Origin of the sequence: Georgenia sp. AZ-5, assembly GCF_043952095.1 — a bacterium.
Lineage (GTDB): Bacteria > Actinomycetota > Actinomycetes > Actinomycetales > Actinomycetaceae > Georgenia.
On the sequence record NZ_JBINOU010000001.1, the window covers coordinates 288738 to 312198 of the forward strand.

20 protein-coding genes are annotated in these 23461 nt (G+C 72.7%); 8 read left to right on the forward strand and 12 right to left on the reverse strand.

Annotated features, from left to right (window positions below; genetic code table 11):
* Nucleotides 1-29: 29 nt before the first annotated feature.
* From ACF0H8_RS01390 to ACF0H8_RS01410, 5 genes are all read right to left on the reverse strand, one after another.
* Nucleotides 30-1883: an ABC transporter ATP-binding protein gene (locus ACF0H8_RS01390; RefSeq protein ID WP_395287208.1), complete on the reverse strand. Its 1854-nt coding sequence runs from the start codon at nucleotides 1881-1883 to the stop codon at nucleotides 30-32.
* Nucleotides 1883-2764 (reverse strand): ABC transporter permease, encoded by an 882-nt coding sequence (locus ACF0H8_RS01395; RefSeq protein WP_395287209.1) that lies wholly within the window; start codon nucleotides 2762-2764, stop codon nucleotides 1883-1885. The genes ACF0H8_RS01390 and ACF0H8_RS01395 overlap by 1 nt, the downstream gene beginning before the upstream one ends.
* A 1-nt stretch (nucleotide 2765) precedes the next feature.
* Nucleotides 2766-3713, reverse strand: coding sequence for an ABC transporter permease (locus ACF0H8_RS01400; protein ID WP_395287210.1), 948 nt, complete (start codon nucleotides 3711-3713; stop codon nucleotides 2766-2768).
* A 270-nt stretch (nucleotides 3714-3983) separates the two neighbouring features.
* Nucleotides 3984-5525 (reverse strand): ABC transporter substrate-binding protein, encoded by a 1542-nt coding sequence (locus ACF0H8_RS01405; RefSeq protein WP_395287211.1) that lies wholly within the window; start codon nucleotides 5523-5525, stop codon nucleotides 3984-3986.
* 416 nt (nucleotides 5526-5941) lie between these two features.
* On the reverse strand, nucleotides 5942-6700 hold the full coding sequence (locus tag ACF0H8_RS01410) for an ArsR/SmtB family transcription factor (protein ID WP_395287212.1): 759 nt from the start codon (nucleotides 6698-6700) through the stop codon (nucleotides 5942-5944).
* Between the two features lie 194 nt (nucleotides 6701-6894).
* Here ACF0H8_RS01410 and ACF0H8_RS01415 point away from each other — a divergent pair, with 194 nt between their 5' ends.
* Both ACF0H8_RS01415 and ACF0H8_RS01420 read left to right on the forward strand, forming a co-directional pair.
* Nucleotides 6895-7362: a hypothetical protein gene (locus ACF0H8_RS01415; RefSeq protein WP_395287213.1), complete on the forward strand. Its 468-nt coding sequence runs from the start codon at nucleotides 6895-6897 to the stop codon at nucleotides 7360-7362.
* Between the two features lie 44 nt (nucleotides 7363-7406).
* Nucleotides 7407-8285, forward strand: coding sequence for a DUF4870 domain-containing protein (locus ACF0H8_RS01420; protein WP_395287214.1), 879 nt, complete (start codon nucleotides 7407-7409; stop codon nucleotides 8283-8285).
* A 69-nt stretch (nucleotides 8286-8354) separates the two neighbouring features.
* On the opposite strand, the gene ACF0H8_RS01425 is transcribed toward ACF0H8_RS01420, so the two are convergent.
* Nucleotides 8355-8807, reverse strand: coding sequence for a DoxX family protein (locus ACF0H8_RS01425; protein ID WP_395287215.1), 453 nt, complete (start codon nucleotides 8805-8807; stop codon nucleotides 8355-8357).
* Between the two features lie 304 nt (nucleotides 8808-9111).
* Between ACF0H8_RS01425 and ACF0H8_RS01430 the strand changes: the two genes are divergently transcribed.
* Nucleotides 9112-10335 carry an MFS transporter gene (locus ACF0H8_RS01430; protein ID WP_395287216.1) on the forward strand — a complete coding sequence of 408 codons (1224 nt, stop codon included), beginning with the start codon at nucleotides 9112-9114 and terminating at the stop codon, nucleotides 10333-10335.
* A gap of 24 nt (nucleotides 10336-10359) precedes the next feature.
* On the opposite strand, the gene ACF0H8_RS01435 is transcribed toward ACF0H8_RS01430, so the two are convergent.
* A complete protein-coding gene (locus tag ACF0H8_RS01435; protein ID WP_395287217.1) occupies nucleotides 10360-11778 on the reverse strand; it encodes an Nramp family divalent metal transporter in 1419 nt (472 codons plus the stop codon).
* Between the two features lie 223 nt (nucleotides 11779-12001).
* Here ACF0H8_RS01435 and ACF0H8_RS01440 point away from each other — a divergent pair, with 223 nt between their 5' ends.
* From ACF0H8_RS01440 to ACF0H8_RS01450, 3 genes are all read left to right on the forward strand, one after another.
* Nucleotides 12002-12778, forward strand: a complete 777-nt coding sequence (locus ACF0H8_RS01440) for an alpha/beta hydrolase (protein WP_395287218.1) — start codon at nucleotides 12002-12004, stop codon at nucleotides 12776-12778.
* 247 nt (nucleotides 12779-13025) lie between these two features.
* Nucleotides 13026-15158, forward strand: coding sequence for a hypothetical protein (locus tag ACF0H8_RS01445; RefSeq protein ID WP_395287219.1), 2133 nt, complete (start codon nucleotides 13026-13028; stop codon nucleotides 15156-15158).
* Between the two features lie 308 nt (nucleotides 15159-15466).
* On the forward strand, nucleotides 15467-16231 hold the full coding sequence (locus tag ACF0H8_RS01450) for an FkbM family methyltransferase (protein WP_395287220.1): 765 nt from the start codon (nucleotides 15467-15469) through the stop codon (nucleotides 16229-16231).
* A gap of 173 nt (nucleotides 16232-16404) precedes the next feature.
* Here the strand turns inward: ACF0H8_RS01450 and ACF0H8_RS01455 are convergent, their stop codons facing one another.
* Entirely contained in the window at nucleotides 16405-16866 is a 462-nt protein-coding gene (locus ACF0H8_RS01455) for a glycosyltransferase (RefSeq protein ID WP_395287221.1), read from the reverse strand.
* A 676-nt stretch (nucleotides 16867-17542) separates the two neighbouring features.
* Here ACF0H8_RS01455 and ACF0H8_RS01460 point away from each other — a divergent pair.
* Nucleotides 17543-17722 carry a hypothetical protein gene (locus tag ACF0H8_RS01460; RefSeq protein ID WP_395287222.1) on the forward strand — a complete coding sequence of 60 codons (180 nt, stop codon included), beginning with the start codon at nucleotides 17543-17545 and terminating at the stop codon, nucleotides 17720-17722.
* Between the two features lie 6 nt (nucleotides 17723-17728).
* Here the strand turns inward: ACF0H8_RS01460 and ACF0H8_RS01465 are convergent, their stop codons facing one another.
* The 4 genes from ACF0H8_RS01465 to ACF0H8_RS01480 all read right to left on the reverse strand — a co-directional run bounded on the left by ACF0H8_RS01465 (nucleotide 17729) and on the right by ACF0H8_RS01480 (nucleotide 22144).
* Nucleotides 17729-18151, reverse strand: coding sequence for a GNAT family N-acetyltransferase (locus ACF0H8_RS01465; RefSeq protein WP_395287223.1), 423 nt, complete (start codon nucleotides 18149-18151; stop codon nucleotides 17729-17731).
* A gap of 121 nt (nucleotides 18152-18272) precedes the next feature.
* Nucleotides 18273-18836, reverse strand: a complete 564-nt coding sequence (locus tag ACF0H8_RS01470) for a hypothetical protein (protein ID WP_395287224.1) — start codon at nucleotides 18834-18836, stop codon at nucleotides 18273-18275.
* A gap of 199 nt (nucleotides 18837-19035) precedes the next feature.
* A complete protein-coding gene (locus ACF0H8_RS01475; RefSeq protein ID WP_395287225.1) occupies nucleotides 19036-20064 on the reverse strand; it encodes an SDR family oxidoreductase in 1029 nt (342 codons plus the stop codon).
* A 115-nt stretch (nucleotides 20065-20179) separates the two neighbouring features.
* Nucleotides 20180-22144, reverse strand: a complete 1965-nt coding sequence (locus ACF0H8_RS01480; protein ID WP_395287226.1) for a glycoside hydrolase family 15 protein — start codon at nucleotides 22142-22144, stop codon at nucleotides 20180-20182.
* A gap of 162 nt (nucleotides 22145-22306) precedes the next feature.
* On the opposite strand from ACF0H8_RS01480, the gene ACF0H8_RS01485 reads away from it, so the two are divergent.
* A complete protein-coding gene (locus ACF0H8_RS01485) occupies nucleotides 22307-23398 on the forward strand; it encodes an aromatic acid exporter family protein (RefSeq protein ID WP_395287227.1) in 1092 nt (363 codons plus the stop codon).
* The last annotated feature ends 63 nt before the right edge of the window (nucleotides 23399-23461 follow it).

The following is a 23461-nucleotide window of genomic DNA, read 5'->3' on the forward strand; positions in this document are numbered from 1 at the left end:
GTGGCCGGTGGGGCGGGGCGCCCGTCGGCCTACCCGCCGGTCAGGGCCGCCTCCCGAGCGGCGAGCTCCGCCCGCAACGACATCGAGGAGCCCACGAGGGCGCGCGTGTAGCCGTGCCGGGGCCGGGTGTAGACGTCCTCCGTGGTGCCCGACTCGACGATCTCGCCGGCGTGCATGACCACGACGTTGTCGCAGATGTGACGGACCACGCCGAGGTCGTGGGAGACGAACACCAGGGTGAGGCGGTACTGGTCGACGAGGTCGGCGAGGAGGTTCAGCACCTGGGCGCGCACGGAGACGTCCAGCGCGGAGACGGGCTCGTCAGCCACGAGCACCTGTGGCTGGCAGATGAGCGCGCGGGCGATGGAGATGCGCTGACGCTGGCCGCCGGAGAACTGGTGGGGGTAGCGCTCGGCGGCGTCGGCCGGCAGCCCGACCGCCCCCAGCATGTCCCGCACCATCTTCCTCTCCAGGTTGCGGCCGACGCCGGCTCCCGGGGTCTGCAGCGGCTCGGCGACGACCTGTTCGACGGTCATGCGCGGGTCGAGCGATCCCATGGGGTCCTGGAAGACGATCTGGAGGTTGCGGCGCAGCTCGGTGAGGTCGCGCTCACGCGCTCCCGCGACCTCGTTGCCGGCCACCTTCACGCTGCCGGAGGTGGGCTGGTCGAGACCGGCGAGGATGCGCAGCAGGGTGGACTTGCCCGAGCCGGACTCCCCCACCACGCCGAAGCGTTGCCCGGCGGCGACGTCGAAGGAGATCGCCCCCAGTGCGCGGACCTGCGTGGGCTTGCCGAAGAGGCGGGCCCGGCCGCGTGCGTAGGTCCGCACGAGGTCCTTGACGGAGATGACGGGCGGCTCGTGCGCGACGCCGGGGACGGGGTGCTCGCGCACGACCGGTGCTACGTTCGCGTGTCCGGCCCGGCCGATGCCGGCCGGCCGAGAGGGTGACGCCTCGCCCGTGGGCCCCAGGTCGCCGGCCGGCGGGCGGTCGACGGCGGGCGGGACGTACGCCGCCGCGGAGACGACGGTGAACAGGCGGCCGCGCTCGTCGGTGGAGTCCAGGTCCGAGGCCGCCAGCAGGCCGCGCGTGTACGGGTGCTGCGGGCGGGTGAAGACCTCCTCGGTGGTGCCCTGCTCGACCACCCGACCGCCCGTCATGACGAGCACGCGGTCGCAGACGTTGGCTACGACGGCGAGGTCGTGCGTGATGAACAGCAGCCCGGTTCCCCGCTCGGTCACCGACTCGAGGATGAGGTCGAGCACCTGGCGCTGGACCGTGACGTCCAGGGCGGTGGTGGGCTCGTCGGCCAGCAGGAGCGCCGGGTCGTTGGCCAGCGCCATGGCCAGCATGACCCGCTGGCGCTGCCCGCCGGACAGCTGGTGCGGGTACGCGCGGGCGGCCTGGGCGGGGTCGGGCAGCCGCACCTTGTCCAGCAGCTCCACGGCCCGGGCGCGCGCCTCGGCGCGGGAGGGGGCGGTGCGGTGGACGAGCATGACTTCCTCCACCTGCGCGCCGACACGCATGAGCGGGTTGAGCGCCGTCAGCGGCTCCTGGAAGACCATCGCCACGTCCTTGCCACGCACGCCCTGGAGCTGGCGGTCGGTGGCGGTGACGAGGTCCGGCTCGACGCCCGCGAGGCGGATGGAGCCGGTGGCGGTGACGCCCTCCGGCAGCAGCCCCATGAGCGCCAGGGTGGTCATCGACTTGCCCGATCCGGACTCGCCGATCAGGCCCACCCGCTCGCCGCGGGCCATCGAGAAGCTGACGCCTTGCACGAGCGGGCGCCGCGCGGACGCGACCGAGAGGTCCGCGACGTCGAGGAGGGCGTCGGTGCCGGTGTGACCGGCCCGCGCGGCGGTGGTGGTCGGCGCGAGGGACATCAGCGCTCTCCGTTCAGCTTGGGGTCGAAGCGGTCACGCAGGCCGTCACCGAGCAGGTTGAAGCCGAGGACGGCGACGGCGATGGCTAGACCGGGCCAGACCGCGAGCATCGGCTCGGTGCCCAGGAACTGCTGGGACTCCTGGAGCATCCGGCCCCAGGACGGCACGGGCGGCGGCGTGCCCAGCCCCAGGAAGGACAGGCCCGCCTCCGCCAGGACGGCCAGGGCGAAGGACGTCGAGCTCTGCACGATGACCATGCCGACGATGTTGGGAAGGATGTGCCGGCGTGCGATCCGCACGGGGCGCTGGCTGGCGGCGCGGGCCGCCATGACGAACTCCAGGCTCATCACCTGGAGGGTGCCGCTCCGGGCGACGCGCGCGAAGGCGGGGATCGAGGCGATGCCGATGGCGACCATCGCCGTCGTCGTGCTGGCGCCGAACACGGCGCCGAACATGATGGCGAGGAGCAGGGCGGGGAAGGCGAGCATGACGTCGGAGGCGCGCATGACGAGCTCCTCGAGCCATCCTCCCCGCATGCCCGCGGCGATCCCCAGCGGGGTGCCCACGAGCAGCGCGATGCCGACGGCGACCACACCCACCAGCAGGGTGATCTGCGAGCCGGCGAGGATGGCGGAGAAGATGTCGCGGCCGTAGCGGTCGGTGCCCATGAGATGTGCGGCGCTGGAGCCCTGGAGCCGGTCGGCCGGGCTGGCCTGGGTCGGGTCGTACGGCGTCCAGACGAAGGACAGAAGCGCAGCCGCCACGACGACGGCGACCAGGGCGGCGCCGACGATCAGGGTGGGTGCGAGGGGGCGACGGGCCGTGGGGGCGACCGCGGCGGGCAGCGCGGCCGGGTCCGTGGTGGTCGGGGTCAGGGACATGTCAGGCCTTCTTCCGGATCCGCGGGTCGAGGACGGTGTAGAGGACGTCGACGACGAGGTTGATGGTCAGCACGATGGCGACGAGGACCATGACGACGCTCTGGACTGCGAGGAGGTCGCGGTTGCCGACGGAGTCGAGCAGCATCGAGCCGAGGCCGGGGATGACGAAGACCCGCTCGATGACGACGGCCCCGATGACCAGGGCGGCGAGCTGCACGCCGGAGACGGTCAGCACGGGGACGGCCGCGTTGCGCAAGCCGTGGCGCACGAGTGCCCGGGTCGGGCTCAGGCCCTTCGCACGGGCGGTGCGCAGGTAGTCCTCGCTCATCACCTCCAGCACCGCCGAACGCACGTACCGGGTCATCACCGCGCCCTGCACCGAGGCGAGGGCGAGGACCGGCAGGGTGACGCGGCGCAGGAAGTCTGCAGGGTCGATGGCCGGGGCGGTCCAGCCGTTCGAGGGCAGCCAGCCGAGGGACACGGCGAAGACGACGACGAGCAGGATGCCGGCGAGGAAGCTGGGGATGGCCACACCCACCGGGGACAGGCCGGAGAGCAGCACCCCGCTGAGCCTGCGGTGCCGGACGGCCGCGATGGTGCCCAGCGGGACGGCGACGATCAGCGCCACGAGCATCGCCAGGCACACGAGGATGAGGCTGACCTGGACCCGGTCGAGGATGAGGGGGCTGAGGTCCTGCTGGGTGACGAAGGAGCTGCCGAAGTCACCGAGCGGCAGCCCCAGCGCCCAGTCGAGGTACTGCACGACGAGCGGCCGGTCGGTGCCGAACTCCGCACGGGTCTGCGCGAGCAGCTCGGGGGTGGCGTTGACGCCGAGAGCGATCTGGGCTGGATCGCCGGGGATGAGTCGCATGAAGAGGAACACCGCCACGGACGCCGCCACAAGGGTGGCGACGAACCGTGCGACGTAGACCAGGACCTGCTGGGTCACGGAACATCCTTTCTCTCGCCTGACGGTGGCGGAACGGCCTGTGCCGCCGACGATCGCTTCGGGCGGGCATGGTCGACACGCGTCCGCTGACGCTGGGCGCTTCCCAATGCCTGCGGGCGCCGGGGGTGACGGCGACGAGCCGGGCAACGGCCACGCGGTGCCCTGGGCGAGCACGCGGACGTCCACTGCGGGACGGTCGCCCGGACGATCGCACGGCCGCGCGAGCCTGGTGCCCGCCGGGCGCGCCGCTGGGGGCGCGCCCGGCGGCCGTCAGGCGCGGCCCATCTCGGTCAGGTCCAGCGCCTCGGTGACGGAGTTGGCGGGGATCCCGGTGACGTCCGCCTTGGCGATGATGATGTTCGGGAAGAGGAACAGCGTGTCGGCGGGGGCGTCGTCGACGACCGTGCGGACGACCTCCTGCATCTTCGAGACGTACTCCTCCTCGTCCACGGCGGCGTCGGCCTCCGCGGCGAGCGTGGCGATCTTGGAGTTGTCGTAGCCGATGTAGTAGTCGGGGTTGTTGAAGATGGTGAGGAAGTCCTTGGCCTCGACAGCCAGGACCACCGACATCTGGTAGTCGTGCTGTGTGAAGACCTTGTCCAGCCAGACGGCCGGGAACTCCGCCGACGCGATGGTGGCGTTGATGCCGACCTCGGCGAGCTGGGAGACGACGATCTCCGAGACCGCTGTGGCGTAGGGCCGGGTCGGGACGTCGAAGACGATGTCGAGCCCGTCCGCGTAGCCGGCTTCCGCCAGGAGCTCCCGCGCCCTCTCAGGGTCGTAGGAGTAGGCGTCGGTCTCCTCGTAGTACGGCTCGGTGGGCGGGACGGCCGCGCCGCCCACGTCCGTGCCGTAGCCGTTCCAGGCGGTGTCGATGACCGCCTGGCGGTCGATGGCGTACATGACGGCCTGGCGCACCCGGACGTCGTCGAAGGGAGCGGCCTGGTTGTTCATCGACAGGATGATCTCGCCGTTCGAGGTGCCCTCGATGACCTGGAACTGGTCGTCGGACTCGAAGGTCTCGAGCAGCTCGGGGGCCTGCATGTTGTAGACGACGTCGACGTCGCCCGAGCGCAGGGCGTTGGTGGTGGCGACGGCGTCGGCGAAATAGCGCAGGACGGCGGTGTCGACCTTCGGGGCCTCGCCCCAGTAGTCCTCGCGCGCGGCCATCGTGATGGACTCGCCGCGCGCCCACTCCTCGATGGTGAAGGGTCCGGTGCCGACGGCCGCGTTGGCGAGGTCGCCCACACCGGAGGGGTCGAACATGGCGCCGACGAGGGTGCCCATGCTGAACAGCCAGGCGTTGGACGGCCGCGACAGGTTCACCGCTACCTCGGTGTCCGAGAGCACCTCGACGGACTCGACGACGTCCATCTGCTTCTTCAGCGAGGACACCCAGGCGTCGGACTTCACACGCTCGATGCTGAACTTCACGTCCTCGGCGGTGAAGGCCTCACCGTTGGAGAAAGTCACGCCCGACTGGAGCTCGAAGGTGTAGGTCCGCCCGTCCTCGCTGACCGCCCAGGACTCGGCGAGCAGCGGCTGGATCTCGCCGTCCTGGTCGATCTCCACCAGGCCCTCGTAGACGTTGGACATCAGCGCCTGGGGGATCGCCGAGCCTGCGGTGGTGGTGAAGTCGAGGTTGGTGGGCTCGCCGGTGAGTGCGACCGTGATCGTGCCACCGTCAGCGGCGCCGGCACCGGTGGAGTCGGGCGCGGACTCGCTGTTGGCGGCGCCGGCGCTGCAGGCGGCCAGAGCGGTGGCGGCCACGGCGGCCAGGGCGGCCGTCCGCGTGACCTTCTTGTGTGTCATGTGCGTTCCTTCGAGGGGCGCCGGTGGGTGGGCTGTCGCCTGATCCTGTGCGCCCCACGTTTCGGCCCCGTTACGGGCCGGTGCCGGAGTCGTAAAACCTGACCACATCCGTCCTGAAAACTGCGCACATGACACTATTTATTTGAACAAAAAGCGCCCGGATCGTTTCATCGGCGCGGAGACGGAAATTCTGCCGCGCCGCCCCGTCACACACACGCATAGACGAAGGCGGACCGGCATGGGCGCCCCGCCCACGGCGGCGACCCAGCGGCCGTCGCCGCCGTCGGGCAACCGTGACGGCCTCCCAGGAAGACGCCGCCGACCGTGCCACCCACGGTCAGGTCGGGCGGGCGCACGCCGTGAGCTCGGCGGCCGCAGACCAGGCCGGACCCCACAAAGCCGTGGCCGGCCGCGACTCAGCTGCCGGAGGCGTACATGATCGACCCCGGCGTGGTCAGGATCTCCCCCGTCTCCAGCCAGGTCTTCAGGCCGGAAAGGATCATCGGCCAGCCACCGTAGAGCTGCTCGTTGGCGCCCTCGCGCAGCTGGTCGTGGATGAGGGTCAGCCGGCAGGAGTCCTGGACCTGCTCGATCTCCCAGGTGACGCGCGAGAAGCCCTCGCCCTCGACGTCCTCGCCCCACAGGGCGCGCATGGTGTGCACGAGCCGGCGGGGCGGGTCGGCCTCGAGCACCTCGCCGTCGCCGAGGACCTCCCCGTTGCCGGGTCGCATCTCGATGCGTGAGCCCACCTTCCAGTCCGACTCGGACCGCATGCCGAAGCTGTACTTCGCGCGGATCTCCGGGTCGGTGATCGCCTCCCACAGACGATCGGGGGTGGTGCGGATGTAGATCTCGAAGACCTTCTCCATCGGAGTCTCCAGCCTGCTCTTGAGGTCGCTGAGCGTCGCCGCCCACGGCTCGGCGTACTTGCTCACCCACCGGTCGTGGATGAGCCGGATGGGAACTGCGTTGAGGAAGTGGAGCTTCTCCCGGCCCCGGCGCCGGACGACGACGAGGCCCGCCTCCTCCAGCTGCCTCAGGTGCTTGGCCACACCGAAGCGACTCATCTCGAAGTGCTGCTCGAGCTCGGTCATGGACTGGCCGTCCCGGCGGAAGAGCAAGTCCAGGAGCCGCCGGCGGGTCGGGTCGGCGAGCGCCCTGAACACCTCGTCCACACGAACCATTATGTGACCATGTGGTCACATGTCGATGTCGCTCGATGCCCGAGCCCCGACTGGCCCCTCGAGCCACCGTCGCCCCACGGCGGGCCGGCTGGCTCATGTCCGTGCGCCCCGGCCGCTGACCCGAGGATCCGCCACGTGGGCGGACTCTGCCCGGGCTCGCGCCGGGACCACTACCGTCCGAAGTCATGAGCCCCCGCACCCACGTCGCGTCGCTGCCGGTGGCTGTGGCGGGCGCGCTCGTGCTGGCCGGGTGCACCCTGTCCGTGCGGCCGGGCCCGCGCGACGTCGCGATCACCGAGTGCCGGCAGATGGCCGACAAGCAGACCGAGCTCGAGACGCCCGGCCGGATCACCGACATCCGCGCCCTCGCCGTCGAGGGCGACGAGGGCTGGCAGGGCTGGGAGATCACCGGTCGGCACGAGGAGACGGATCTGCACCTGGAAGACCAGGAGCACCGCCGGCGGGACGTACGTCGAGACGGAGATCGACACCCGGCCGGCGAACGAGCCCACCGCCTGACGACAGGACCGCTCAGGGGCCCGGACGTGCGGGCGGCACTCTGGGAGCCGCCGCGTTGGCCGACACGGCGGGACCGCCCCGTCGTCCGAAAATCGCAACGTTCTGTACGTTGTGCCGTGACCGCGGGATGCTGATAACCAGTGCACCGCCCAATCCGACCGTGAAGTGGTGACGACCGATGAGCAGCAACCCCTGGGACGCACAGCACGGCCAGAACCCTGACGAGGCCGGCCAGCAGCAGGGCGGCGCGTCGGGCGCACCGCAGGAGGGCGAGGCGGGCGCGACGGCGGCCGGCGAGCACCCCGGCTACGGCGCGACCGGCCAGCCGGCCGGGCAGGACGGTGAGACGTCGTACGGCCAGGAGGGCGCGACGGCGTACGACCAGGCACCGGAGTCAGGCTACGGCGCGGACCAGAGCGGCCAGCCTGGCGGAGGCCAGTACGTGCAGGGCCAGTACGGGCAGCCGGGCGAGGGGCAGTACGGGCAGGGCCAGTACGGGCAGCCGGGCGAGGGGCAGTACGGGCAGGGCCAGTACGGGCAGCCCTACGGCCCGGGCCAGCCGGGTTACGCGGCTCCGCCGTCGGGCGCCCCCTACGGGCAGCAGTACGGTCAGGGCCAGTACGGCCAGCCCTATGACCAGTACGGCCAGGGCCAGCAGGGCCAGTACGGACAGGGCCAGTACGGACAGCAGCAGTACGGCTACGGATACCAGCAGGGCTACCGCCCGGTCATGAGCGACGCCGACCAGCGCCTCTGGGCCACCCTGACCCACCTGAGCGGCCTGGTGTTCCTGCTCTTCGGCCCGCTCATCGCCTACCTGGTGCTCAAGGACCGCGGCGCGTTCGTCGAGGACCAGACCAAGGAGGCGCTGAACTTCAACATCACGCTCGCCATCCTCGGCGTGGTGTTCACGATCGTCACGATCGTGACCTTCGGCATCGGCGGGCTGCTGTTCTTCTACTTCATCGCCGCCATCGTCTTCATGATCCTGGCGGCCGTGGCCGCCAACCGCGGCGAGCGCTACCGCTACCCGCTCACCATCCGCCTCGTGAAGTGAGCCGCCGGTAGTCACATGCCCACGAGGGGGCGCGACGACGTCGCGCCCCCTCGTGCCGTCTCCCGGCCGTCAGCGGGCGGCGACGGTCTCACGATCGCCGGTCGCCCGCTTGGCGAGGACGCCGTCGAGGCTGAGGCGACCGGCACCGAGGGCACCCACGGCCAGCGCCCCGGCGGCCAGCGCCAGGACGAGCTCGTAGCCGTTCTCGGTCACCCAGATGCCGTTGGGCAGGTGCACGATCAGCACCGCGGCGATCATCTCGACAGCGAGGAGCAGCGAGAAGACGGGGGTGAGCAGCCCGAGGATGAGCGCAGCTCCGCCGACCGTCTCCAGGAGGGCGGCGACCCACGCGGAGAGCGTCGGCACGGGCACTCCCATCGCCGCGAACCCCTCGGCCGTGCCGGCCATGCCGTTCGAGACGAGCTTCTGCAGCCCGTGCGCGAGGAAGACGGCGCCGAGGCCCACCCGCGCCAGCAGCAGCAGGATGTCGGTCAGGGCGCGGTTCGGCTGGATGAGTCGCATGTGTTGGTCCTTCGCGTTCGTAGGAGGCCGCTTGGAGCGGCTTTCGATCGGCCTGGGCGAGGACGTCGGGTCAGGGCGACCGCAGGGCGCGGTGACATCCACACGCACCGACCGGCACCACGGGCGCAGCGCGCCCACGTCCCCCCGGCGCGCGTGCGCCGGCCAGCCATCCGCACCCTAACCGGATTTAATTGATGCATCAACTAAGCGGCTAGCTGCGCCGCCCTCCGTGACCATCCCGACAGCGGCGGGAGCCACGTGACGCCGCTCCGCCGCGCTCGCGTGGGGGATGATCGACCACGCCATGCTCACCACCCGCCGGACGCCTGCCGCCCTACCCCGCGAGATCTGGGTCCTCGTCGCCGCCGCGTTCGTGATCGCGATGGGCTACGGCCTCGTCGCCCCGGTGCTGCCGCAGTTCGCCCGCAGCTTCGACGTCGGCGTCACCGCCGCCTCCGTCGTCGTGAGTGCCTTCGCGTTCTTCCGCCTGGTGTTCGCCCCGGCCGGCGGGCGGCTGGCCGGCCGGCTCGGCGAGCGCCCGGTCTACCTCGCCGGGCTGCTCATCGTGGCCCTCTCGACCGGGGTGACGGCCTTCGCGCAGAGCTACGCCCAGCTGCTGATCTTCCGTGGCCTGGGCGGCATCGGCTCGACGATGTTCACCATCTCCGCCATGGGCCTGATCGTCCGGCTCGCGCCGCCCGCCGCCCGCGGGCGCGCCTCCTCCGCCTACGGCACGGCGTTCCTGCTGGGCAACATCGGCGGCCCGCTGCTCGGCGGCCTGCTCGGCGGCGCCGGGCTGCGGGTGCCGTTCCTCGTCTACGCCGCCGCCCTGCTGGTGGCCATCGCGGTGGTCGCCCTGGCACTGCGCCCCGCGGCGCTGCGGCTGCCGGCGGGCACGACGGCGCAGCCGCCCATGGCCCTGCGGGAGGCCCTGGCGCACCCCTCCTACCGCGCGGCGCTGGGCTCCGCCTTCGCCAACGGCTGGTCGAACCTGGGCGTGCGGGTGGCGATCGTGCCGCTGTTCGCCGCGGCGGCCGTCACCACCGCCCCATGGGTGGCCGGCGTCGCGCTGGCCGCGTTCGCCGTCGGCAACGCCCTCGCCCTGACGCTGGCCGGGCACCTCGCCGACGCCCGCGGCCGCAAGCCCCTGGCGCTGGTCGGCCTGGTCGTGAACGGCACGCTCACCGCCGTCACCGGGCTGGCCGGCGCCGTGGGGCCGCTGCTCGTGGTCTCCGTGCTCGCCGGGATCGGCGCGGGGCTGCTCAGCCCCGCCCAGCAGGCCACGGTCGCGGACGTCGTCGGCCGCGAGCGCTCCGGCGGCCAGGTGCTCGCGGGGTTCCAGATGGCCGGGGACGCCGGGCAGATCGCCGGCCCGATCCTCGCCGGGCTGCTGGTGGACCACGTCGGCTACGGCGCCGCCTTCGCCCTCTCCGGCGCGATCGCACTGCTCGCAGCGGTGCTGTGGCTGCCGGCGCGCGAGACGCTGGCGCCGCACGTGGTCGACGGCCGGGGCAGGACCACGTCCTGACACCCGGCCGCCCACCACACCGGGTCAGCCGACGCTGATCAGCCCCGCCGAGCTCAGGGCGCTGTAGACGCCGAGGGCGATGATGGCGACGGCGCTCACCGCCAGCGCGACGGCGGAGCCGCGGCCCCCGCGCAGCTCCGGATCCACCTCGTGCCGGCGCAGCCACCAGGCCGCCACGGCGACGGCCGCGAGGAAGATGCCGCCCGCGATGCCGCCGACCAGGATCATGACGAACGGCGAGGAGATCCACAGGTAGGTCGCCAGCCACGTCAGCGGCAGCGCGACGATGAAGACGCGCATCCAGCGGTTGCGCCGCTCGGCGTCCGCCCAGTCGAAGACGCCCACGATGGACAGCGCGTTGGCCCAGGAGCGCGACCACGAGGGGATGGCCGCCCAGATGGTCGAGCCGAGGGCGGCCAGCGCGCCGGCCAGGTAGAGGTACTTGCCCCAGTCCCCCAGGGTGCTGGAGTAGGTGTTGGAGAGCACGAGGATCATGTCGTTGCCCTGCGGAAGGAGCCCCTGGGGGTGCAGCACCGCGGCGCCCATGATGTAGAAGGACATCGTGCTGACCGTGTAGATCACCCAGGACGTCGCGGCGTCCTTCTGCATGACGGCGATCCAGCCCTTGGCGCGGCGCTTGTAGCCCTCGGAGCCGTCGTTGGGACCGGTCCAGCGGGCGTAGCCCTTCTCCAGGCACCAGTAGGTGTAGGCGGTGATCTCCTCCGAGCCCACGCCGGTCAGGCCGAACATGGCGATCGCGACGCCGATCGCCCCGACGGGCAGCTGGAGCGACAGGCCGCTCGCGAGGTCGCCGCCGGTGTAGCCGTACTCCGTCATCGGCAGGCCGAGCGTGATCACCAGGGTCACGACCACGAAGAGCATCGTCAGGAAGACGGCGCCCTTCTCGATGATCCCGTAGTTGTTCTTGTACAGCGTCAGGATGGCGACGGCCGTGACGATGACCGCCCAGATCGTCAGGCTGGTGGCCTCGAGCGGGCCCGAGCCGATTGGCAGGAGGATGGACAGCGCCGCCGCCATGCCGCCGATGAGGCCGCCGGTCTGGATGAGCTTGGAGATCGCCATGAGGGCCCACATGAGGAGGACCCACCCGGTCTTCCCGAACCGCGGCGGGACCTTGTTGTAGCCCTCCAGCGCGCCCTGGCCGGTCGCGATGGACCACCGCGCCATCTCGACCTGGACGGCGACCTTAACCAGCGTCGAGAAGACGACGAGCCAGAGGAGCACGAACCCGACCTCGGCGCCGAGCGCGGTGGCGGTGATCAGCTCGCCGGCGCCCACGATCGAGGCCGAGACGATCAGCCCGGGGCCGAAGAACTTCATCGACGCGCGCCAGCCCCGCGGCGGCTCCTGCACCGCGGCGGGATCGAGGTGGTACGGGTCGTCGGTGACCGCGTGGGCCTGCTTCTCCAGCGTCTTCGCCATGATGTCCTCTGAGTTTTCCGCGGCATCCCGCGCCGGCTGCGCGGGGGCCTGTGATGAGCGACATGCAACATAGGCATTCGGGACGAATCGGGGCGAATTGGTTGCCGCCGCTTGCCGAGCCGCACAGGAGGAGGGCTGCGGCTCACGGCCGACCGGGCTTGCCCGTGAGCGGACGGCGGCGCCCGCCGCGCCGCGGACCGCTCGGCCTGCGAGGCTTGGCGGTGTGCTGACGCGACGTCAGTTCCTGGGCGCCGCCGGCTGCGGCGCGCTGGCCGTGGCGCTGCCGGGGTGCGGCTTGGACGAGTGGCGAGACCGGCTCCGGGCCGGCGGCTCCGACGCGGTGCTGACGGCGCGCCCCGGTACCGGGGAGGCTGAGCCCATGGGTCCAGGGACGCACCCGTTGCTGCTCGCGGGCTCGCACGAGTTCCTCGTCCACGTGCCCCCGACCGCGGTCGCGCCCACCCCGCTGGTCGTCTCGCTGCACGGGGCCGGGGGCGACGCCCAGGGCGGGCTCTCCCTCCTCGCCGCCTCCGCCGACGCCCACGGCTTCGCGCTGCTCGCCCCCGCCTCGCGGGGCAGCACCTGGGACGCGATCCGGGGCCGGTACGGCGAGGACGTCGCGGCCATCGACGAGGCGCTGCGCCGCGTCTTCGGCGGCGTGGAGGTCGACCCCGGGCGGGTCGTCGTCGCCGGCTTCTCCGACGGCGCCTCCTACGCCCTGGGCCTCGGCCTCGCCAACGGCGGGCTGTTCCGGCACGTCGTCGCGTTCTCCCCCGGTTTCGTCCCGGCGGCCGCGCGCGCCGGCCGTCCCGCCGTCTTCGTGTCCCACGGCGTGCACGACGACGTCCTCCCGGTCGCCTCCACGAGCCGGCGGATCGTGCCGGCGCTGGAGGAGGACGGCTACGACGTCACCTACCGCGAGTTCGACGGCGGGCACGAGATCCCGCCCGACGTCGTCGCCGAGGCGGTGGCGTGGCTCGGGTGGGACGCATGGGCCTGACGAGGCCGTAGGTGCCTCGCAGCAAACATGGCGTTCGCGTCCGCAACGGCACACTTCCCCGTCAGAGCGTCAAGCCAAGGGACAACAAGGGCGTCCGGAACTCCTGGTCCAGACGCAGGTCCACCACTACGTTGTCCCTCAGCCGAGTCCGGATTCCCGGCCGCGGCGCAGTCGGGCCGGGGCACCGTACGCCCCCGCTCACGAGGCGACCTTCAGGTCGACGACAGGGGGATTCATGAGAGCTTCCATGCGTCGCACGCTCGTTGCGACGACGGCGGCCAGCGCGCTGGCGGTGACCGGCCTGGCCGCGCCGGCGACGGCCGACCACACCTACGAGCCGCCGGCGGACCTCGGCAGCGCCGGGGACGACGTCATCACCGTGCCGATCAACGACTCCGCCGCGGGCGGGACCTACTACCAGCCGTTCGAGCGCGCCTACGCGGGCGAGACGGCTGAGGGCACGCCTGTCTACGTCTACGTGCCGGTCGGCGCCATGGACGGCGTCGAGGGCGTGCACAGCCTCGACCCGGCCTTCGACCACAACCCCGGCGACGAGTTCGTGCCCTGTGCGGACTCCAGCGCCGCGGAGTTCACGCTGACCCAGGAGCAGATCGACTACCTGGGCGACGAGCTCGCCGGCCAGATCGTGCACGTCAACGAGCAGCACTTCGGCGAGATGGGCCCGGCCAACCCGGACGACCCCCAGAGCGAGTCGCTGGTGACGCTGGTGTACAACGTCCAGGACGAGATGTACTACGACTGCGCGCAGACGTCCTACACGGCGGGGTACTTCGCGCCGGACTTCATGCAGTCCCTGGGCATGAACGTGATCGTGCTGGACGCCTTCGACTGGGCCAACCGTGTCGGCGAGGACCCGTCGGCCGCGCCGTGGGGCGACGGTGACGCCAGCAACGACCGCCCCGAGCTGTACGAGGGCGTCATCGCCCACGAGCTCGAGCACCTGCTGATGAACTACTCCGACCCGGGCGAGCTGTCCTGGGTGGACGAGGGCCTGGCCGACGTCGCCGCCTTCCTCAACGGCTACGACATGACCGGCAGCCACCTGATGTACCAGCAGGTCTTCCACCGCGAGACCTCACTGACCCGCTGGGGCGGCGGCCTGGAGAACTACGGCGCCTCGTTCAGCTACTTCGCGTACCTCTGGGAGCAGGCCGGCGGCAACGGCGACGGCGACCTGACGCCCGACACCGTCTACGACGACGCGGCCGGCGACCTGCTCATCAAGCTCGTCTTCGCCGAGCAGGCCGACAGCATGGAGGGCGTGCAGAACGCCATCGACGAGTTCAACGCCCGCACCGGCGCCGACCTCGGGTCGGCGGCCGAGCTCTTCCAGGACTGGGCCGTGACGATGCGGCTCGACGACGAGGCCTCGGCGCTGTGGGACCTGGAGAACTTCGACCTGGGCCCGGCCTCGGGCGGCTGGACCGTCGACGTCGCCAACGACGTCTTCTGGGACGACCGCGGCAGCTACCGGGGCGCCCAGCCGTCGGCGAAGTGGGACAAGGTGCCCAACCGGCCCGACAGCACCGCGCTGCCCTTCGGCGTCTCCTACGAGACCTTCCGCAACCCCGGCCCGAAAGTCACGATCGAGTTCGACGGTGAGGACGCCGCGCAGGTGGCGCCGCACACCGGCGAGACGCACTGGTGGGGCGGCTACGCCAGCCAGTCCGACCACGTGCTCGGCCTCGACGCCTCGCTCAGCGGGGGCGAGACCGTGAGCTTCTGGAACTGGCACTTCATCGAGGAGGGCTGGGACTACGCCTTCGTCGAGGCCCTCGTGGGCGGCGAGTGGGTGACCGTCCCGGTCACGGAGGTCGCCTCGGGCGCGGTCGTCTCCACCGGCGACAACCCGCACGGCAACAACACCGAGGGCAACGGCATCACCGGCACCTCGGGCGGGGCGTACTTCGTCGACGAGCCGCAGTACCTGCAGTACTCAGTCACCGTGCCCGCGGGCGCGACCGACCTGCGGTTCCGCTACTCCACCGACGCGGCGTACCTCGACACCGGCTGGTTCATCGACGACGTGACGGTGAACGGCGCGGCCGCCGCGGTCAGCTCCGAGCTGGGCTGGATCGAGACCACCGGCGAGCAGGACAACAACTGGACCGTGCAGGTCATCTCCGAGTGCGACCTCACCCCTGGAGCGACCAGCGCGAACGAGATCACCGACGGCGTCGGCAACTTCGTCTACCGGTACACGGGTGACTCGTTCTCGACGGACGTCTTCAACACCAAGTGCGCCAACGGCGCCAACAGCGACTTCGTCGTCGCCATCTCGAACCTGCCGACCGGGGACCTCAGCGTCCTCGACGCGGGCTACGACTTCGACGTCGTGAAGCAGAACAAGAAGGGCTGAGCCAGCCCTGGGCGTGGGGGCCGGACCTGCGGGTCCGGCCCCCACCGCTGTGTGCTGACGCCGCTGCCCGCCTTCTCCCCGCCGCCCGCTGCACGCCCAGCGCGCCCAGCGCGCAGGCGCTGGACCCGCACCCGCTCCCCCACTTCCCAGCCGCTCTGCCCCGCGAATCGCACCAAGGGCGCCTCGACACGTCGATGGCCACAATTGGAAGAGGCGCGCTGGACGTGTCGAGGCGCCCTCGCGTGCCCAGCCGGTGCCGTCCGCTCGTTCGGCAGGCCGCCCGCCGAGCGCCGTGCGAGGCTGCGGCGATGGGTAACCGTCTCGCCCGTGCCCAGGGCATGGCCCGTTCGCTCGCCTGGTCCTACGGCACCGACTGGGGGCAGCGCCACAAGGCGGCCTTCTACCGCGCCTTCGTCGGCCCGGGCGACCTCGTGTTCGACGTCGGCGCACACGCCGGCAACCGGGTCCGCGCCCTCCGCCGGATCGGCGCCCGCGTGGTGGCGGTCGAGCCGCAGCCCGACTTCGTCAGGGTGCTGCGCCTGCTCTACGGCCGGGACCGGGACGTGCGCATCGAGGCGTGCGCGGTCGGCGCGGCGCCCGGCGAGGGCCGGCTGCGGCTGAGCACCCGCACGCCGACGGTCTCGACCCTGGAGCCCTCGTGGATCCAGGACGTCCAGCGCGACGCCACCTTCCGGGACACTCGCTGGGACGAGGAGGTCACGGTTCCCGTGCGAACGCTGGACCAGCTCATCGACCGTCACGGCGAGCCGCGGTTCTGCAAGGTCGACGTCGAGGGGTTCGAGCTGGACACGCTGCGGGGGCTGAGCCGGCCGCTGGCCGCGCTGTCCTTCGAGTACATCCCGGTGGTGATGGACCGGGCCGTCGCCTGCGTGGAGCGGCTGACGGCGCTGGGCGAGTACCGGTTCACCTTCTCCCGGCTCGAGTCCTTCCGCTTCGCCACGCCCGGCTGGCTCGACGGTGACGGCGTCACGGCCGCGCTGCGCGGGCTGTCGCCCGACGAGCGGCCCGGCGACGTCTACGCCGTCAGGGCCGACGTGCCGGCGCCTGCGTGAACGCCAACCGCGGCGGGCGGCACGTTCGACCATCCTCGGTCGAGAATGGCCTAGCTGCCCGTTCTGGGCGGAGAGGACCAATTAGGGCATTCTCGACGGCACGGGCCCGCGCCGGTGTCCGGGCTCCGTGGTCGAGAATTGCCTGACTGCCCGTTCTGCGCCGAGACGGCCACTCAGGGCATTCTCGGTGGCGCGGGCCCCGGCGGCGCGGGGTCCGAACCTCCGTGTGCCGCCGCCTCGATGACGTCGCACGCCTCCTCGGCCGCGCGGGCGAAGTCCACCCGGGCGGCGTACACGGCGCACCGGGCGCGAACCTGCACGTCTCCCAGAAGCCCGTCGAGGGCGCGGGCGGCGCGCTCGGCCGTGAAGCGACGCCGGTCGAGCCGCTCGGCGATCCCGAGCGCCCGCACGCGGTTGGCGTTGTCCGGCTGGTCGTGCGCGAAGGGCACGATGAGCTGCGGGACGCCGGCCCGGATCGCGTGGGCCAAGGTGCCGATGCCGCCGTGGTGCACGAGCCCGGCGGTGCGCGGCAGCAGGCGCGCCAGCGGCGTCCACCCCACGTGGAGAACGTCCGGCGGCAGGGTCGAGGGCAGCTGGTGAACAACCCGACGACGGCCTCGGGCGAGTGGACCCACCGCCCGAGCACCCGGCGGACCGGCGGGAGGCCGAGGTCGGCGCGGAAGGCGTTGAGGGTCGGGGCGAGCAGCGGGTCGGAGACGCGCTTCTCGACCTGCTCGAGCCGCCCACGCGTGGACGCCGACCGGCAGCCATTCCGGCGCCTTGACACGGGCCCATCTCGGCGTTGTCGTACGCGCTGAGGAAGAGGGTCGGTTGCAGGTGGATGGTGACGAGCCGGAACCCGAGCCGCTCGTGGCCCACCCGGGCGCCGAGGGCCAGGCCCGACGCGACCACCACCGTGCGGCCGGGGTCCAGGCCGGCGATGTGGTCGTACACCGGCCGCAGCCCGGGCAGGATCGCCTCGCGCGCCACCGCCGAGAGCGCCCGGGACGGGTGCCACAGGTCCGGGTCGCGCATGGCGCGGACGAAATCCGCCGCCGTCCCCACCGGCGCCAGCTCCAGGCCGGCGCCTTCGATCGTGTCCCGGAAGTAGGGGTTGGTCAGGACCGTGACCCGGTGCCCGCGGGCACGCAGCCGGGTGCCCAGCCCGACGACGGGGAGGGAGAACGTCGCCGGCGCTCCCGACGGTCGCGAGGACGGCGTGCACGTGACCTCCCTGTCCGTCCGCACCGATGCTCGTAGTGTGGCCCGCTCCGCGATGCGGCGCGCCGCACTCGGTGCCACGGTGGGGCCATGAGCGAGCAGACACCGCGGGAGTCGCCGGACCAGGGCGGCGAGGAGAGCGCGACGAGCCAGGGCGCCGAGGAGCGGCAGGGCTCGCAGGATTCGAGCGGCGCACGCCGTCCCGACGACGCCGCCCGCTTCGGGGACGAGGACGCCGCCCGCGAGGCTGTCGAGACCGGCAACGACTGACGGCGCTCAGCCCGTCGCGGCGGGCCGGACCATGGCGGTGCGGTCCGGCTCGGTGAAGCCGAAGCGGCGGTACAGCTCGTGCGCGTCCTCGGTGAACAGCGTCCACCGAAAGTGCGCGCCCGGGCCGTCCTCCACCATCGCCCGCACGAGGCGCTGACCAAGCCCCGCGCCCCGGTGCCCGGGCAGCAAGTAGACGTCGGCCAGGTACGCGAACGCCACGCCGTCGGAGACCGCCCGGGCGAAGCCCACCTGCTCGCCGGTGGCGGCGGCGTACACGCCGACCACGCGCCAGGCCGCGCGCACCTGGGCCTCGACGTCCGCACGCGAGCGCCAGCGGCCCCAGTACGCCTCGGTCGAGAGGAAGCGCCAGACGGCGTCCAGGTCGAGCCGGGCCGGATCGTCGTCGAAGTCGTAGTCCACGACGGACATTGTGGCTGCCGCGGCGCTGCCCGCCACGACGCCAGTGCCAGCACGAAGGGGCCGGCACCCACCGGGCACCGGCCCCTCCGAAGCTCTCAGCGGCGGGCGGCCGCAGCCGCCCGCCAGGGCATCACTTCTTGAGCCCGCGCATGCTCGTCCGCTGCCACCAGCCCGCAACGGGCCGCTGCTGCTCCCCCTGCTGGGCGGCCAGGACCACCAGGGTGCCGGTCAGGAAGGGGATTGCCCACTGCATTGCCTTGAGCTGCTTCTGCGCGGCAGTCAGCTTGGTCGAGGAGCCCGGCGCCGGCTCGGTGGCCCCTTCGCCGACCTCGCCCTCGCTGCCCTGCTTGGCGACCTTCGTCCCGAGCATCCCGCTGTAGGCCGTCACCCCGGCGGCCACCACCGTCAGCACACCCTTGACGACGGTGTTGGTCATGGCTTCTGGCTGGGCCATCAGCCGGGCCTTGTTGCCGGCGATGAGACCGATGCTGCCGATGACGTGCGTGCCGACGGCCGCCGCGTTCACCGGCGCCCACATCCCCCAGCCCTTCGACGACAGGGTCAGGCGCTCCCGTGGGTCCTTGGCCTGTGACGTCGCCCCGTTGAGGCCGACGGCCCCCATGAGCGAGCCACCGAACCACGCGGCCAGCCCGAGGTCGTGCATGCTCCGCGACAGTGTGTTGCGTTCAGTCATGAGTCTTCCCCCTGCGAGTTCGTGGAACCGGACGCGCCGCCCCGTGTGGCCGGCGACACAAGTAGTCTCGCCAGCCGCACGGGCCGTGTCGCGTCGAGAGCGTCGCGGCAGGTCCCGGCATCGCAGGCCGCGGCACCTTTCGGCATCGGAAGCCGCGGCACCTATCGGCAGAAGCCGCGGCGGGTTGCGGCGCGGGTCCTCAGGGCCGCCCCATGCTGCGCTGCCGCCTGCGGCGCCGACCTCCGCCGGCGCCGGTGGCGTCCGACGCGCGCACGACGGCGAGCGCGGCGCCCGCCAGCGCAGCCGCCCGGACCGCCCGGCGCGCCGCCGTCCGGCGGAACCCTCCCCAGCCGCCGGTGGCGCGGGTGGTGCGCGGGTCCCCCAACGGTTCGTAGAGGTTGCCCGTCGACGGCGCGGTGACCGCCTCCGCGGAGACGTGCCGCTTGTCCACCATCTCCGCCATCACCGTGTCGGCCGTGCGCGGCGCGATCTTGTGCTGGACGACGAAGCCGCGCCCGCCGGTGCCGATGGTGACCTCGCGCCGCGGCGACCGGGCGAGCCTGACGATGGCGCGGGCGACCCGCTGCGGGGTGTAGAGCGGCGGGACGGGGCGGATCCGCTGGCCGGTGTAGTTCGCCACCTGCTGGTAGTAGGGCGTGTCGATGCTCGCCGGCAGCACCGTGCAGACGTGGATGTCCTTGGCGCCGTCGAGCCTGAGCTCCGAGCGCAGGCTCCCGCCCAGCGCCCGGACGGCGGCCTTGGAGACCGAGTACGCCGAGGTGTACGGCTGCGCCACCTCGGCGACGATCGACGCGACGTTGATCAGCACGCCGCTGCCCTGGCGCCGCATCTGCCGCAGCGCCGCGCGGGCGCCATGCACGTAGCCCATGACGTTGACCTCGAGCACGCGGCGGAAGTCCTCGACGGGCAGGTCCAGGAACGGCGCCACGGCCCCGACCGCGGCGTTGTTGACCCACACGTCGATGCGGCCGAACTCCCGGACGGCGAGCTCGGCGAGCCCGTCGACGGCGGCGCCGTCGGTGACGTCGGTGGGCACGGCGACGGCACGGCCGCCCTTGCGCTCGCACTCCTCGACGAGCGACGCGAGCGCCTCCTCGCGCCGCGCCGCGAGCACGACGTCGGCGCCCTGCCGCGCGAACCGCCGGGCGGTGGCCCGCCCGATGCCGCTGGACGCCCCGGTAATGACGACGACGGGACCTGTGCGCATGACGTCCTCCTCCTCGTTGAGCATTCCGTGGTCGGCCGCACCCTATGGCGGCCACCCGCCGCGCGCTCCCCGGCGGCCGGGCACGCATCGGCTCTCGAAGCCGCTCCCGGTCCGCTCACGACGCCGGCCCCCGCGCGGCCGTGGCCGGGCGAGTGCCGCTGAGGTGGCGGGCTGCGTTGACCAGCGCCACGTGGCTGAAGGCTTGCGGGGTGTTGCCCAGCTGGCGGCGCGCCCGCGGGTCGTACTCCTCGCTGAGGATGCCCAGGTCGTTTCGCAGCGCCAGCAGCCGCCGGAACAGCGCCACCGCCTCGTCCCGCCGGCCGATGCCGAACAGGGCGTCGGCGAGCCAGAAGCTGCACGCCAGGAACGCCCCCTCGGCGCCGGGGAGCCCGTCCGCGGCGTCGCCGGTGCGGTAGCGCAGCACGAAGCCGTCCTCCACCAGCTCGCGCCGGACGGCCTCCACGGTCCCGGCCACGCGGGCGTCGTCCCAGGGCAGGAACCCAACCTGCGGGATGAGCAGCAGGGCGGCGTCCAGGGCCCGGGAGCCGTAGGACTGGGTGAAGGTGCCCCGATCCGCGTCGAAGCCCTCGGCGCAGACCTCCGCGTGGATCTCCTCCCGCAGCGCCCGCCACCGGTCCACCGGCCCCTCGAGCCCGAAGCGCTCGACGGCCTGCACCGCGCGGTCGACGCCGGCCCAGGCCATGACCTTGGAGTGGACGAAGTCCCGGCGGGCGCCGCGGACCTCCCACAGGCCGTTGTCCGGGTCGCGCCAGTGGCCCTCGAGGTGGTCCAGCAGCGCCCGCTGGAGGTCCCACGCCTCTGCGACGCCGGCCAGGCCGGCAGCGCGGGCGACGTGCAGCCCGTCGAGGACCTCGCCCCACACGTCCAGCTGGAGCTGGCCGACGGCGGCGTTACCCACGCGCACGGGGCGGGAGCCCTCGTACCCGGACAGCCAGCCGATCTCGTACTCGGGCAGCCGGCGGGTGCCGTCGATGCCGTACATGATCTGCAGGTCGGCGGGGTCCCCGGCCACCGCGCGCAGCAGCCACTCGCGCCACGCGGCGGCCTCCTCGACGAACCCGGTGCCGAGCAGCGCCTGCAGCGTGAAGGTGGCGTCGCGCAGCCAGCAGTAGCGGTAGTCCCAGTTCCGCACCCCGCCGAGCTGCTCGGGCAGCGACGTCGTCGCCGCCGCCACGATGCCGCCGGTAGGTGCGTAGGTGAGCGCCTTCAGCGTCACCAGCGACCGGCGCACCGCCTCCTCCCAGCCGCCGTCGTAGCGCAGCCGGCCGATCCACCGCCGCCAGAAGGTCTCGGTGTGCTCCAGCACCCGCCGGGCGGCGCGCGGCTCCGGGGCGGGCTCGTGCGAGGGGTGGTGGGTGAGCACGAACGGCACCCGCTGGCCCGCGCCGACCTCGAACTTCGACACCGTCCGCATGTCCCGGCCCTCCAGCGGCGCGGGCGTGTCCAGCCAGACGGCGTCCGGCCCGGCGATCGCGGAGAGCTGGCTCCCGTGGCGGCGGACCCACGGGACGACGTGGCCGTAGTCGAAGCGCAGCCGGAGCTCCATGCGCATCGGGACGCGGCCGGAGACGCCCTCCACGATGCGCACGAGGTCCGCGGCACGGTCGCGCACCGGCATGAGGTCGACCAGCCGCACCCGCCCCTCCTGGGTGTCCCACTCCGACTCCAGGACCAGGCTGTCCTCGCGGTACCGGCGGCGGGTGCACGGCCCGCCGGCGGCCGGCGCGATCCGCCAGAACCCCGCCTCGTCGTCGTCCAGCAGCCGCGCGAAGCAGGCCGGCGAGTCGAACCTGGGCAGGCACAGCCAGTCGACGGACCCGTCGCGGCCCACGAGCGCCATGGTGTGCAGGTCCCCGACCGGGCCGTAGTCCTCGATGCGCTGGTGCACGGCCCCACCCCGTCCCGCCCGCCGCCGTCGGCCATCCGGTGCTCCTTGGTAAGCCCGGGCGATGCCGCCCGCAACCCCGGCGTCCGCCCGGGTGCGGCCGGTCGGCGCCGTCGTTACGGTCGAAGACGCCCTGACGGTGGCGCCGCGGGACCGTCGCGCCGCCGTCTCCACGCGCGTGATCGGAGGATGCGGTGAAGACCCGCGAGATGATGCAGAGCTACCCGGCGAAGATCAAGCTCGACTGCGATCTGCTGGTCGCGATCGCTTGAGCCGCGCCAGGCCTTCGCGTGCCCGTCGCCAGGCGGGCGAGTCCCGGCGCGGCAGGTGTCCGGGATGAGCGCCGGCCGTTCCTGGGCCGTGCGGCTCTCCCGGTCGTTCGTCCGCCACCCCCGGGCAGCCATGGCGGTACGGGCGGCCCTGGCCGCCGCGATCGCGTGGTACGTGGCCGGGCTGCTGCCCGGCCCGGCGGCGGAGTACCCGTACTACGCGCCCATGGGTGCCGTCATCGCCACGTCCTTCACGCTCGCCGGGTCAGCCCGGGAGTCGCTCCAGGCGGTGGCGAGCATCGCGCTGGGCGGCGTGATCGCCACGGGCGCGCAGCTGCTCGGCCAGCCGGCGAACCCGGTCATCATCGCCCTTGCCGTCGCGCTCGCTGTGATGGTGGCCGGCTGGCCCAGACTGGGGGCGATGGGCAGCTGGGTCCCCACGGCGGCACTGTTCACACTCGTCGTCGGGCAGGGCGAGATGGCCTACGTCGGCGCCTATGCCGGTCTGGTGCTCCTGGGGGCGCTCATCGGCCTGGCCGTCACCTTGGTCATGCCCCAGGTGCCCCTGGCCCCGGCCCGGGAAGCCGTCGGACGGGTCCGCGCCGTGCTGACCGACCAGCTGGTGGACCTGGCGGACGCCCTGGACCAGCGAGAGCCACCCGACCGTGAGGAGTGGGAGGAGCGACGCCACCGCATCCGCCCCTACCTCATCAACATGCGCTCCGCCGTCGCCCAGGCCGAGGAGTCCACCCGCGCCAACGTGCGCGCCCGCCGCTACGCCGCCGCCCTTCACGCCCTGCGGCGGCAGGCCCATGAGCTCGACCAGGCGGCGGACCTGGTGCGGGAGCTGGCCGACGTGCTCGCCGAGGAGGAGACCCGGGGGGCGGAGGTGCCCGCCCTCGGCCCCGAGCTACGGCCGGTCACGGCCGAGGTCCTGCGCCGGCTGGCCACGACGCTCGAGAGCATCGACGACGGCGCCGCAGACGCCGAGGCCGTCGCCGACGCCCGGTCCGCGGTGGAGGAGCTCACCCGCCGCACCGACGCCACCCGCCGCAGCGACATGCCCGGAGGCGGCACGCTGGCGGCCAGCACGCTGATACTGACGGTCAGCCGGTGCCTGAACTCGGTCGACCCGGCACGCGTCCCCGACGGGGCTTGAGGTCCGGATCGGCAGCCACGGGCACCCGGGCCGGGGCCGTCCACCCGCGATGTCAGTGGGCAG

Bases quoted from the DNA above. Each gene is read 5' to 3' on its own strand.
- ACF0H8_RS01475 (WP_395287225.1), bottom strand. From the start codon at position 20,064: ATGCGCACAGGTCCCGTCGTCGTCATTACCGGGGCGTCCAGCGGCATC.
- ACF0H8_RS01430 (WP_395287216.1), top strand. From the start codon at position 9,112: ATGCTCACCACCCGCCGGACGCCTGCCGCCCTACCCCGCGAGATCTGG.
- ACF0H8_RS01425 (WP_395287215.1), bottom strand. From the start codon at position 8,807: ATGCGACTCATCCAGCCGAACCGCGCCCTGACCGACATCCTGCTGCTG.
- ACF0H8_RS01470 (WP_395287224.1), bottom strand. From the start codon at position 18,836: ATGACTGAACGCAACACACTGTCGCGGAGCATGCACGACCTCGGGCTG.
- ACF0H8_RS01435 (WP_395287217.1), bottom strand. From the start codon at position 11,778: ATGGCGAAGACGCTGGAGAAGCAGGCCCACGCGGTCACCGACGACCCG.
- ACF0H8_RS01395 (WP_395287209.1), bottom strand. From the start codon at position 2,764: ATGTCCCTGACCCCGACCACCACGGACCCGGCCGCGCTGCCCGCCGCG.
- ACF0H8_RS01485 (WP_395287227.1), top strand. From the start codon at position 22,307: ATGAGCGCCGGCCGTTCCTGGGCCGTGCGGCTCTCCCGGTCGTTCGTC.
- ACF0H8_RS01420 (WP_395287214.1), top strand. From the start codon at position 7,407: ATGAGCAGCAACCCCTGGGACGCACAGCACGGCCAGAACCCTGACGAG.
- ACF0H8_RS01390 (WP_395287208.1), bottom strand. From the start codon at position 1,883: ATGTCCCTCGCGCCGACCACCACCGCCGCGCGGGCCGGTCACACCGGC.
- ACF0H8_RS01415 (WP_395287213.1), top strand. From the start codon at position 6,895: ATGAGCCCCCGCACCCACGTCGCGTCGCTGCCGGTGGCTGTGGCGGGC.
- ACF0H8_RS01460 (WP_395287222.1), top strand. From the start codon at position 17,543: ATGAGCGAGCAGACACCGCGGGAGTCGCCGGACCAGGGCGGCGAGGAG.
- ACF0H8_RS01445 (WP_395287219.1), top strand. From the start codon at position 13,026: ATGCGTCGCACGCTCGTTGCGACGACGGCGGCCAGCGCGCTGGCGGTG.
- ACF0H8_RS01465 (WP_395287223.1), bottom strand. From the start codon at position 18,151: ATGTCCGTCGTGGACTACGACTTCGACGACGATCCGGCCCGGCTCGAC.
- ACF0H8_RS01405 (WP_395287211.1), bottom strand. From the start codon at position 5,525: ATGACACACAAGAAGGTCACGCGGACGGCCGCCCTGGCCGCCGTGGCC.
- ACF0H8_RS01450 (WP_395287220.1), top strand. From the start codon at position 15,467: ATGGGTAACCGTCTCGCCCGTGCCCAGGGCATGGCCCGTTCGCTCGCC.